10 protein-coding genes are annotated in these 11526 nt (G+C 68.9%); 6 read left to right on the forward strand and 4 right to left on the reverse strand.

Annotated features, from left to right (window positions below):
* Window positions 1-56: 56 nt before the first annotated feature.
* From AAF430_17820 to AAF430_17830, 3 genes are read right to left on the reverse strand one after another with little or no spacing between them, the layout of a single operon-like run.
* Window positions 57-1871 carry an ABC transporter ATP-binding protein gene (locus AAF430_17820; protein MEM7412090.1) on the reverse strand — a complete coding sequence of 605 codons (1815 nt, stop codon included), beginning with the start codon at window positions 1869-1871 and terminating at the stop codon, window positions 57-59.
* Window positions 1868-3700 (reverse strand): ABC transporter ATP-binding protein, encoded by a 1833-nt coding sequence (locus AAF430_17825; GenBank protein MEM7412091.1) that lies wholly within the window; start codon window positions 3698-3700, stop codon window positions 1868-1870. The genes AAF430_17820 and AAF430_17825 overlap by 4 nt, the downstream gene beginning before the upstream one ends.
* The gene (locus tag AAF430_17830) at window positions 3693-5045 is read right to left on the reverse strand and encodes an FAD-dependent oxidoreductase (protein ID MEM7412092.1); all 1353 of its coding nucleotides are present in this window, start codon (window positions 5043-5045) and stop codon (window positions 3693-3695) included. The genes AAF430_17825 and AAF430_17830 overlap by 8 nt, the downstream gene beginning before the upstream one ends.
* Before the next feature lie 149 nt (window positions 5046-5194).
* On the opposite strand from AAF430_17830, the gene AAF430_17835 reads away from it, so the two are divergent.
* Window positions 5195-6337, forward strand: coding sequence for an acyl-CoA dehydrogenase family protein (locus AAF430_17835; protein MEM7412093.1), 1143 nt, complete (start codon window positions 5195-5197; stop codon window positions 6335-6337).
* A 13-nt stretch (window positions 6338-6350) separates the two neighbouring features.
* Here the strand turns inward: AAF430_17835 and AAF430_17840 are convergent, their stop codons facing one another.
* A complete protein-coding gene (locus AAF430_17840; protein ID MEM7412094.1) occupies window positions 6351-7217 on the reverse strand; it encodes an MOSC N-terminal beta barrel domain-containing protein in 867 nt (288 codons plus the stop codon).
* A gap of 122 nt (window positions 7218-7339) precedes the next feature.
* Here AAF430_17840 and AAF430_17845 point away from each other — a divergent pair, with 122 nt between their 5' ends.
* From AAF430_17845 to AAF430_17865, 5 genes are all read left to right on the forward strand, one after another.
* Window positions 7340-8122 (forward strand): SGNH/GDSL hydrolase family protein, encoded by a 783-nt coding sequence (locus AAF430_17845; protein MEM7412095.1) that lies wholly within the window; start codon window positions 7340-7342, stop codon window positions 8120-8122.
* A 34-nt stretch (window positions 8123-8156) separates the two neighbouring features.
* A complete protein-coding gene (locus AAF430_17850) occupies window positions 8157-8891 on the forward strand; it encodes a methyltransferase (protein MEM7412096.1) in 735 nt (244 codons plus the stop codon).
* A gap of 114 nt (window positions 8892-9005) precedes the next feature.
* Window positions 9006-9917: an oxidoreductase gene (locus AAF430_17855; GenBank protein MEM7412097.1), complete on the forward strand. Its 912-nt coding sequence runs from the start codon at window positions 9006-9008 to the stop codon at window positions 9915-9917.
* A 35-nt stretch (window positions 9918-9952) separates the two neighbouring features.
* Window positions 9953-10744 carry an SDR family oxidoreductase gene (locus AAF430_17860; GenBank protein MEM7412098.1) on the forward strand — a complete coding sequence of 264 codons (792 nt, stop codon included), beginning with the start codon at window positions 9953-9955 and terminating at the stop codon, window positions 10742-10744.
* Window positions 10745-10858: 114 nt separating this feature from the next.
* The gene (locus tag AAF430_17865; GenBank protein ID MEM7412099.1) at window positions 10859-11464 is read left to right on the forward strand and encodes a PEP-CTERM sorting domain-containing protein; all 606 of its coding nucleotides are present in this window, start codon (window positions 10859-10861) and stop codon (window positions 11462-11464) included.
* The last annotated feature ends 62 nt before the right edge of the window (window positions 11465-11526 follow it).

The raw sequence follows: 11526 nt of genomic DNA on the forward strand, positions 1-11526 counted from the left end.
CTCCTTCGCTCGCGACTCCGGTTTCCCGGCTGGGTGATTCGTCCGCGCTTCGAAACTCAGCCCGCAGGCGGATCGTCCGCGGAGCGGAGCCGCCAGCGGCTCGCGCGCTCGCGCTGGGACCAGAGTCTGCGATACCTGCCCCCCTGCCCCAACAGCTCCTCGTGGCGGCCGCGCTCGACGATCCGGCCCTCCTCGAGCACGAGAATCTGGTCCGCCGCGCGAATCGTCGAAAGACGGTGCGCCACGACGATCAGCGTCTTGTCTCGCACCAGAGCCGAGAGCGCCTCCTGGAGCTGACGCTCGTTGGTCGGGTCGAGAGCCGCGGTCGCTTCATCGAGCAAGACGATCGGGGCGTCCTTGAGGATCGCGCGGGCCACGCTGATGCGCTGCCGTTCGCCGCCCGAGAGGCGTGCACCGGCCTCGCCGACGGGCGTCTCGTATCCGTCGGGCAACGCCTCGATGAACGCGTGGGCCTGCGCGGCCTTCGCCGCCTCGACCACGTCTTCGAAGCGGGCATCCGGGCGACCGATCGCGATGTTGTCCCAGATCGTCCCGGGAAAGAGATACACGTCCTGGAACACGAAGGTGACCGCGTCGAAGATCTGCTCGGTCGTGAGGTCGCGGAGCTCGATCCCGGCGATGCGAACCGCGCCCTGCTGCGGTTCGCGAAAGCGCGCCACCAGCTGCAGCAGGGTGCTCTTCCCCGAACCCGACGGACCGACGATCGCGGTCATGCGGCCGGACCGTGCCACGAACGAGACGTCCTCGAGAACGGGACCGTCCGCGCCGTACGCGAAGGAAACGCCGTCGAAGGCCACATCCATCTCGGAGCCGAGTGACGTCTCGCGGTCCGGCTCGGCCTGGACGGGTGTATCGAAGACGTGCGCCACGCGGTCGAGAGAGGCGTCGGCGATGCGCAGGCTCTCGAAGGACTCGGCCGCCGCGACCAACGGCTGGAACACTCGGAGCGTGAGCACGGCGAAGACCAGGAAGGTGCCGGCATCGATCGTCCCGTTGGCGAGCCAGAGCGTTGCGAAGAAGAGCACGCAGGGGATCCCGAGCAACACCGTCGCCATGAAGCTCAGCCCGAGCGGCGCGAGCCGCACCGCGAGGCGCGTGTTGATCGCGCGGTAGTCGTCGAGCGCCGCGCGTAGCAGGGTCAGGCGCTCCCCCGTGAGTCGGAACGCCCGGATGACCGGCAGCCCTTGGACGTACTCGATCATGCGACTGGACGCCTCGGCCTGGAGCTCCTGGCGTTCGGCGGCGAGCTGCCGGAACACGCGATTCGTCCATACGAAGATCGGCAGGGACAGCACGATGCTCACCATCGTGGCGACCGCCATCGGAACGTCTTGCACGAGCAACACCAGGAAGACGACGAGCGGAGCGGCCATCGCGCCGATCAGCTGCTGGAGGGGCTCATGGGCGAATTGCTCGACCGATGCGATGTCCTGGGTCATCGCGGTAACCGTGTCCCCTACCGGTCGGTCCTCGTGGAACGAGAGCGGCAGGCGACGCAGATGCGCGATCCCCCGGACGCGGAGATCTCCGAAGAGCTCGAAGGTCGCGATCCACGCGGACCGATTCGCGGCAAAGCCCGCGACCCATTGACCCACGACACACCCCGCGAGGCCCAGGGTCGCCCAGCCGAGCGCCGCGACGTCGAGCGTGCCCTGCCGCAAGGCGCCGATCACCGCCACGAGAATTCCGACGGGCAGCGCCTGGAACGCGGCCTGCAGCGCCTTGTGGCCGATCGATCGCGCGAGCACGCCGCGACGATCTCCCGCCAGGCGCCAGATCGTGTGCACGACGCCGCCGTCGCGGAAGCGTTGGCCGGAAAAGGAACCCAACCCGTCGAGCGCGGCGCTCATGTGGCACCTCCCTGCGCAGGGCCGCCGTGCTCCTGCAGGGGAAGCGCGGCCGCCACGTTGAAGTCGCGCCACAGCTGGGCGTAGAGCCCAGACTCCGCAGCGAGTGCGTCGTGGCGCCCGCGCTGGACGATCCTTCCCGCATCGAGCACCAGGATCTCGTCGGCTCCCACGATCGTGGAGAGCCGGTGCGCGATGATCAGCACGGTCTTCCCAGCGACCAGACTCCCGATCGCGTCCTGCAGCGCGGCCTCGTTCTCGGGATCCGAGAACGCAGTCGCCTCGTCGAGCACGATCACCGGCGTGTCGGCCAGGATGGCGCGAGCGATCGCCAGGCGTTGGCGCTCGCCCCCCGAGAGCTTCGCCCCGAATTCGCCGATCGGCGTCTCGTAGCCCTCGGGAAGCCGCTCGATGAACGCGTGTGCCTGGGCCAGGCGTGCCGCTGCCTCCAGCTCGTCGTCGGTCGCATCGGGTTTCGCCGCGCGCAGGTTGCCCGCGATCGAATCGTCGAAGAGGAACGTGTCCTGCAGGACCATCGAGACGTGCCGCGTGAGGGTTTCGTTCGAGAGCCGACGGACATCGACCCCCCCGATCGAGATGGCGCCCGCTTCGACGTCCCAGAAGCGCGCCAGCAGCGAGGCGACGGTGCTCTTTCCAGAGCCCGACGGCCCCACCAGCGCCGTCATCGTTCCCGGCGCGATCCGGAAGGACAGCTCCTCGATCACGCGCCGCTGATCGTAGGAGAACGACACGTCCCGGAACTCGATCGCGCCGTCCGCGGGCACCCCGCCCTCTCCGGCCTCCTCGAGCACCGCCGCGTCCATGATCTCTCGCACCAGGTTTCCGCCGGAGGTGAGGTGCGAGAGGTTGGCGAACAGGTGCAGTAGCGAGACCAGGGGCGCGAGCGCGCCCAGCCCGACGATGAAGAAGAACAGGAGATCGGTCGTGGAGAGATCTCCCTCGATCCAGAGCCAGCCTCCGATCGGCACGATGGCGAGCACGTTCGCGGCGAGAAGTACATAGAAGGCGGTCCCGAACGGCAGGAAGTCGAGGCTGTAGCTCCGCACCGTCTCCACGTAGCGGCGCACCGCTGCCTCGGTCCCGCGCACCTGATCCGAGGCTCGGTTGAAGACCTTCACGACTGGCATGCCGCGGATGAGCTCGACGATCGACGCGTTCATGTCCCCCATCGACGACTGGTAGTCACCCATGTGGCGGCTCGCGTTGCGCATCGCGATGGACATCGATCCGAAAGCCGGCACGACCATGAAGATCGCCGCGAATCCGACGCGCCAGTCGACCCAGAGCATCCAGGCCGCGATCGCGAGCAGCGTCACCAGGCCCGCGACCGCGTCGGGGATACCGTGGGCGAGGAACAGCTCGAGGCGCTCGACGTCGTCGCCCATCACCTTCTTGATCTCCCCGGAACGGCGACGTGTCACCGTACCCAGGGGCACGCGGGCCAAATGGCCCGCCAGCGCCAGGCGAATCTCGTAGAGCACGCGATACGCCCCGATGTGCGAGACGTAGATCGACACCCCGAGCAGCGCATGACGCAGGACGATGGCGCCCAGCGCGAGCGCCGCGAGACCGTAGAGCGCGCTGGAGTCGGGGCCACCGGAGACCAGGTGGTCGACACTCCGATAGATCACCCAATAGGGAGCGAGCCCGAGCAGCGTCGCCACCGCCGCCAGCGCGGCGCTTCCGACGAACTCGGCCACGGCGCCTCGCGCGAAGGGAAAGAGGCTGGCGATCCCGGACGTGATGGTGATCGTGGAGGCGTCGGGCTCGCGCGGGGCCTGGGTGGAATCGTCATGAACCGCTTCAGCCACGCTCACTCCTCCGATGGGCTCGACGCTCGCCGCGACGAAGCTCCTCACGCACCGCCAGACCGAAGAGCGCTGGATTGAACGAGCGGCCGCCCAGGATCGGGCGCGCCCGCTTGTGCACCTGGGATGGCGAGGGCGGCTCGTAGCGACCCGACAGGCAGGCCGCAGCGACCTGGGCGTGCACCTCGGCGATCGGCCAGAAGGCACCCGTCGGACGGCTGACGCCGATCACGAAGAGGTCCTGGCGCTCGGGGTGCATGGTGCCCAGGAAGAGCGAGAGGTCGCCGTCGCGGGGGTCGGCCCAGGCGCTGGGCAGGTAGGGGTATCGCAGCGAGAAGCCGGTCGCGCAGATCACGACATCGGCCTCGATCGTCGACCCGTCTGCGAAGCGAACGTCATGCCCGTCGAAACGCGCGATCTCCGGGCGCGCCTGGATCTCTCCCTGCTCCAGGGCCTCGAGCAGCGGCTCACACACGGTGGCGCGCTTGTCCAGCGGATGCTCCGGTGGCGCGGGGAGCCCTTGGGCCTGGAAGCGATGCATCCGCTCCCCGAACATGCGCCGGAACATCAGGGTGCCGAGGGATTCGAAGACCCAAGACCGCGCTCGAGCCGGAAGCAGGCGCAGCGGCGTAGGAACCGGATCGCAGGGATGCATCATCGGCATCCCCTCGGCGGCGGGCCGCCCCTCCCTCCACTTGGGCAGGATCCACGTCCCGTTCCGAGCCGAGAGGCTGACGGACGCGGCGCCGGCTTTCTGAATCTCGCACGCGATCTCGCAGCCCGTGTTCCCGATGCCGACGACGACCACGCGCTTCCCGGAGAGCGACACCGGTCTCTCCGGGTCTCGATACTCCTGCGCGTGGAAGAGCGCGCCTGCGAACCGACCCGGGATGCGCGGAAGCCGGGGGTGTCCCGTGTTTCCCGAGCAGGCGAGGAGTGCGTCGTAGTCGGTCTGCTCGGTCACGCCATCGACGATCCGGCGCGTCGTCACGCGCCAGCCGCGCGGCTCCAGCGCCTCGGCCTCGACGACTTCGACGCCGAGTCGGATGCGCTCCCGGAAGCCGAAGCGATCCACATAGGCGTTCCACCACTCGAGCACCTGCGCGTGTCCCGGGAAGGCGGGCCAGTCCGAAGGCATCTCGAAGTCGCTGAGGCGACTCATGGGGAGCGTGGTGTTGAGATGGATCGAGCGGTAGACGGCCGAGCGACCGTTCGGATTGTCGAACGCCCAGTGGCCCCCGATCACCGAGGACATCTCGTAGCAGTCGACGTCGAGACCGGCTCCGACGAGCGTCTTGGTCGCGATCAGCCCGGCAGGCCCTGCCCCGACGACACAGATCCTCGACATGCCGCCCCTCCCCTGGATGCCTCACGGTGGATGGCCATCCTCAAGTTAACGCCATTATCTCGAAAATGAAAGTCAATTTCAATATGAAATCCTTCCTTCCCCTCGATTCCGGCTCCTCGTTGCTACGGGTCTGGGCGAGGAGGCGCCCCATGAAGAGCCCGTTCGAATCCGAGGAAATCCTGGCGTTCCGCGCGTCGATCGCGAAGTTCATCGAGGACGAGATCGCCCCTCACGCAGACGCCTGGGACGAAGCCGGCGAGTTTCCGTGGGAGCTCCACGCGAAGGCCGGCGCACTCGGCCTGTTCGGGATCGGGATCGATGAGGCGTACGGCGGGCTGGGCTTCGACAACAAGTTCATGCGCGCCGCCGCCTCGGAAGAACTCGGGCGGCTCGTGCCCGGCGGCATCCTGGCCAGCATGATCGCGCGGAACATCATGACCGGGCCGGTGCAGGCGCTCGCGTCCGAAGAGATCAAGCGCACGGCCCTCGCCGAGATCGTCTCCGGGCGCAAAGGGGGTGCGCTGGCGATCACCGAGCCGGGCGGCGGTTCCGACGTTGCCAACATGGCCACGCGTGCGCGCCGCGACGGCGACGACTGGATTCTCGACGGCAGCAAGACCTTCATCACCGGCGGGCTCCATGCCTCCTACTTCGTGGTCGGCGCGCGCACCGGTGGCAACGGCCTCGAGGGCATCTCCCTTTTCTTCGTCGAAGCGGACGCCCCGGGGTTCTCGCGGGCGAGCGTCGGAAAGAAGATGGGCTGGTGGTCGTCGGATACCGCCACGCTCCACTTCGACGGCTGCCGCGTCCCTGGCGAACATCTGCTCGGTGCGGAGGGACAGGGCTTCCTCGCGATCATGCACAACTTCAACGACGAGCGGCTCGGACTCGCGGCGTCCATGCTCGGTATGGCGAAGCTCTGTCTCGACGAGAGCACGCGCTACGCCCAGGAACGCGAGACCTTCGGCAAGCCCCTGATCCGCCATCAAGCGATCCGTCACAAGATCGCGGACATGTCCTCGAAGATCGACGCGATGGAGAGCTACGTCTCCCAGGTCTGCTGGCTGATGGAAGACGGACAGCCCACCGCCGGCGACATCGCGAAGCTGAAGCTCTTCTGCTCGAAGGAGCTCGAGTTCGTCGCCAACGAGGCGATGCAGATCTTCGGCGGCGCCGCCTACCTGCGCGGCAACCCGGTCGAGCGGGTCTACCGGGAGACGAAGGTCATGTCGATCGGCGGCGGCTCCCAGGAGATCATGCGCGACCTGGCCGTCCGCCAGATGGGCCTCTGAGCGAAGCGGCGCGCTAATCCGACAGCAGCTCGACGACGTCGCCGGTGCGCACGCGTCCGGGCGTCTCGACCGAGGCGTACACCCCCAGGTTCCCGCCCAGCTCGCGCACCAGCGCTCGCATGACCACCGGATCCTTCGGCAGATCGTCGAAGCCGTGGGTCACCATCACGCAGCGCGGGCATTCCATGTTCACGCGCAGCACCGCTTCGCCGAGCCGCAGGCGCCGTCCGCACCACGCGAGCTCGGGCATCATCTCCTCCGAATGCGCGTTGGTGATGACGAAGTTCGGCCGGAAACGCCGCACCTCGAAACGCGAGCCGGGTTCCTTCTCGGTCATCCGCTCGAGCACCGTGTCGGTCAGGAGCAGCAGGGGAAACGCGTCGAAGTAGGTGCCCGGCGGCGACTCGAACTCGAGGAGCTCCGGTGGGAACTTGCCCAGGTCGGGCAAGGGCTCGCCCTCGGCCCGCCCGAAGATGGCGCGCAGCTCGGTCTCGAGATTGTCGTGGCTGGGCTGGCCTCGCCGGTAGTGATCCAGGGCGTCGGCCGGAAGCAGCGGCCACAGGCTGACCTCGTGCTCCAGCGCGGCCGTCAGGCGCTCGTTCACGTCGCGCGCCCCGGTCTCGACCCGGCTGCCGTCGGGGAGCGTGATCTCGGCCGGGCTCGAGCCCGTGTCGGCCGGCTCCTGGCCGTAGCGCGCCGAGAGGGTCATCAGCGCCGGGATCTTCTTCCCACCGCGAATCCCGCCGCGCACCTCGTCGCGGACCGCCCAGGCGCGGTCGCCGGGCAACCCGCCGGCCCCGAGCGCCACTTCGGAGAGCGTCTCGCCGCCCATACTCTTCACCGGATAGCGATGGATCTCGCGAATCGAGCCGACCTGCATGACTGGACTCCCCTGGCCCGACGTGGCATCTCTCGGGTGCGGCGCGAGGATGGGCGCCGTGCTGGCGGCCCGCAAGTCAGCTCGCCTCCGGAGTCGCGTCCCGTGAATCAGGTCCGCAACGCTTGAGTTCCTCCGCCCCCGCCCTGACGCCGAAGCGCTACGTCGCGCTCGGGGACAGCCAGACCGAAGGCCTCCACGACTACCACCCCGATGGTTCGCCGCGGGGTTGGGCGGACCGATTCGCGGAACACCTCTCCGACGCGTCGCCCGATCTCCGCTACGCCAACCTCGCCGTCCGCGGCAAGCGCACCCGCGAAGTGCTGGAGGACCAGCTCGAGGCGGCCCTCGCGCTCTCCCCCGATCTCGCGACGGTCGTGTCGGGCGTGAACGATGTCGTGCGCCCGGGTGCCGACGTCGCCGCCGTCGCGGGCGACCTCGAGCACATGTACCGGGAGCTCACGCACACCGGCTGCTTCGTGATGGGCTGCACGTTCCCCCTCCCGACGGTCGGGCTCACGCGGCGCTTCGCCCCGTCCCTTCGAGCGTTGAACGCGGCCGTGCGCGAAGCCGCGGCGCGACACGGTGTGCTGCTGGTCGAGATCGAGAACATGCCTTCCGCCGCCGACCTGCGTCTGTGGAACGCCGACCGCATCCATCTGAACCCTGAAGGCCACCGGTTGCTGGGCGCAGCGTTCGCCGGCGTCTTCGACGGTGCGCCCGACGGCGAGTGGACGCGCCCGCTCCCGCCCGCTCGATCCCTTTCGCGGCTCCGCGAAGCCGCCGCCGAGTCGCTGTGGATCGCGCGCTTCGTCATCCCGAAGGTGATCCGCACCCTGCGCGGGGTGTCGTCGGGAGATGGTCGTTCGGCGAAGCGACCGCAGCTCACCGCGATACGTCACCCCTGACGTGCTTCGCTTGTCTCGAGACCGGGAGGCCCCCATGACCCCCTCGAACCTTCGCGTCATCGCCCTGCTCTGTTGGGCGCTCGTCCTCGGCTGCGCCAACGCGCCCCACGACCCGAGCGCCGTGCCCGACGGAATCAACGACGTCTTCCTCGACGAGGAGATGAGCGTCGACCGGTTCGTCGAACGCTTCGAGGGCGAATCGCGCGACGTCTACGCCCAGCGCTTCGCGATCGTCCGCGCCCTCGACCTGGCGCCCGGCGACGTGGTCGCCGACATCGGAGCGGGCACCGGGTTCTTCTCGAAGCTCTTCTCGAAAGCGGTCGGCCCCAGCGGACGCGTCTTCGCCGTCGAGATCTCGCCGCGCTTCCTCGACCACCTGCGCGCCGAGCAGACCTCGCTCGAAACGAACAACTGGACCGTCGTCGAGGGCACGGCGCGGTCGGTCGCGCTGGACCCCGCATCCACCGACGTCGCCTTTCTCTGCGATGTGTACCACCACTTCGAACACCCCGAGGCGACGCTGGCCAGCCTGCGCGAAGCCATCCGCCCCGGCGGATCCCTCGTGCTCGTCGATTTTCACCGCATCCCCGGCGTTTCGACCGAGTTCATCCTGAACCACGTGCGCGCAGATCGCGCCGTCTTCCAGGCCGAGATCGAGGCGGCGGGTTTCCGATTCGAGGAGGCGCTCGTGATCGACGGCCTCGACGACAACTACGTGTTGCGCTTCCGCCGCGACGCCAAAGGGCCCGGCGCTGTCGACGCGGGGTGAGCGAGGTCGGCCCGCTCGTCAGCACTCCCTGGGCGCACCCGCGCCCGCTTGGCGATACCCTCGCCCCTCCCGGCATCCGCGGCTCGCCCGCGGGACGCCTCGCCAGGAGCGCACATGAGCGGCTACGAGGAATCCTCGGTCCCGGACCAGTCCGGCAAGACGATCTTCATCACGGGCGCGAACACGGGCATCGGCTTCGAGGCCGCCCGGGTGCTGGCCGAGCGCGGCGCGCGCGTCCTGCTCGGCTGTCGCTCGGAGGAGAAGGCCCAGGAGGCGATCGCGGCGATTCGTGCCGCGCGCGACGACGCCGACGTCGCGTGGGTACCCCTCGAGCTCGCGAGCTTGAAGTCCGTGGCATCGGCAGCCGAACAGGTGAACCGCGAACCGCGCCTCGACGCCCTGGTGAACAACGCCGGCGTGATGGTGCCTCCGAAGACCCTCACCGAAGAGGGTTTCGAGCTCCAATTCGGCGTGAACCACCTGGCCCATTTTGCGCTGACCGGACGGCTCCTCGACCGCCTCGCGTCGACCGGCGCCGCGCGGGTGGTCACCGTCAGCAGCACGGCCCACCACACGGGCCGGATCGACTTCGACGACCTGCACGCCGAGCGCTCCTACGCGGCGATGGGCCGCTACCAGATGAGCAAGGCCGCAAACCTCCACTTCACCTTCGAGCTCGCGCGCCGTTGCACCGCCGAGGCCATCGACATCACGAGCGTGGCCTGCCACCCCGGCATCGCGGACACGGAACTCTCGCGGACCTTCCCCGCCTGGTTCGGCCTCGTCGCCCCGTTGATCCGCCCGCTCTTCAACACGCCCGCCGAAGGCGCGCTGCCCACACTGATGGCGACGACCGCGCCGGACGTGCGCGGGCGCGACTACTTCGGTCCGACGAAGCGTTTCGAATCGGCGCGCTCGGCCGGGCCCGCGCGCGTCGCGGCGCACATTCGCAAGGAAGAAGTGGGCCGGCGCTTGTGGGAGCGGAGTGCGGAGCTGACCGGAACGGCGTACCTGATGGACGCCTGAGTGCTGGACGCCTGGTCCGGACCGAGGAGAACGAGATGGGACAGTATGTGATCACGGGCGCCGCCCAGCGGGCCGACGGCCGGCGGGGCATCGGAGCGGCGGCCGCCGCCCAGCTGCGCGAGGCGGGCCACGACGTCTGGACGATCGACCGCGAAGGCGCCGATGCGATCGCCGACCTCTCGACACCCGAGGAGCGCGCGCGGATCGTCGAGGATCTCCACACCCGCTTTCCGGACGGGATCGACGGCATCGCCACCTGCGCCGCCGTCGCCGGGTCGCGCGGCGCGACCGCCCAGGACCTCGTCGAGGTGAACTTCTTCGCCACCCTCGATCTGCTCGAGGGTACGCGCGACCTCGTGGCCCAGCGCCAGGGCAGTTCCGTGGTCGTGGCCTCGCACACCTTCGTGCTCTTCCCGAAGCCCGAACTCGTCGAGCTCTACCTCACCCTCGACCGCGAGAAGATCCGCGCGGGCGTGAACGACCACCCGAGCCTGGTGGTGTACGCGAGCGGGAAGCGTGCCCTAGTCGAATGGATGCGCACCCGGGTCGCGGACTACGCCGCGGAGGGGGTGCGGCTGAACGCGGTCGTCCCGGGCTACACCGAGACGCCGATGACCAGCCTCGAGGGGCGCAGCGAGGCCGACCTCGAGTTCGCCGCGGACTTCCGCAGCAAGATCCCGCTCGGGCAGCGGCCGGGGAAGCCCGAGGAGGTGGCCGCGGCGATCACCTTCCTGCTCGGGCCCACCGCCAGCTTCGTCTCCGGCTCGGTATTGCTGGTGGACGGCGGCCACGACGTGAACCTGCGCCCGGGCCCGGTGGAGTACTGAGCAGGCAGGCGACGCCACCCGCGCTTGAACATCGCGCCCGCGGCCACGGCGACTCCCTCCGGGGCGCGAGCCTCCGCGTTCACGGGGACGTCTCTTGCCCCGGGCGTCGCATCCATGCGTAGAATGGGGGCGCTTCCCGAGGAGGCCCCGATTCGACTCCTTCCCTCGCTCGCACTGTGGATCCTGCTGACGGCGCAGGTGTCGGCCGCCGCCACGATCACGGTTGGCAGCGACAAGCTCTTCTACTCCCCCGGCGAGACGATCGTGCTGACGATGGAGCTGACGGTGAACAGCGGAGAGAATGCGCCCAACGCCATCGTTTCTCTCGAGTACGATTCGAACCTCGCCGGCCAACAGGCGGAGATCGTACAGGGGGCGTTCCAGATTACGTCGTTCGGAGGCTCTGCCCCGTGGTGGCGCGGAGCCCTCGAAGGTCAGTGTGATCAACCGGGCCTCTGCCGGATCATCGATCAGATCAGTCCGAATCCGAACGGCACATCCGTCGTTCCTGCCTACGCGAGTACTGTGATCGTGGAGCTCTCGGCAGACCAAGTAGGGTTCCTGCAAGTCACCATCCCGGGGGCTTCGTTCTTCAACGCCGCGTCGGCCAACGCGACCATCCCCATCGTCCCGGAACCCAGTACGCTCGCGCTGATCGGGTTTGCACTCGCCGGCATCGCCCTGGGACGCCGGCGTCCCGGAACGAGTCAGCCGTCGTGAGGCCGTTGGCCCCGCAGAGGCTCTGGGCAGCATCGCTCGTCGCGGTGGCGCTCTGCGCGACC

The organism is Myxococcota bacterium (assembly GCA_039030075.1).
GTDB lineage: Bacteria > Myxococcota_A > UBA9160 > UBA9160 > SMWR01 > JAHEJV01.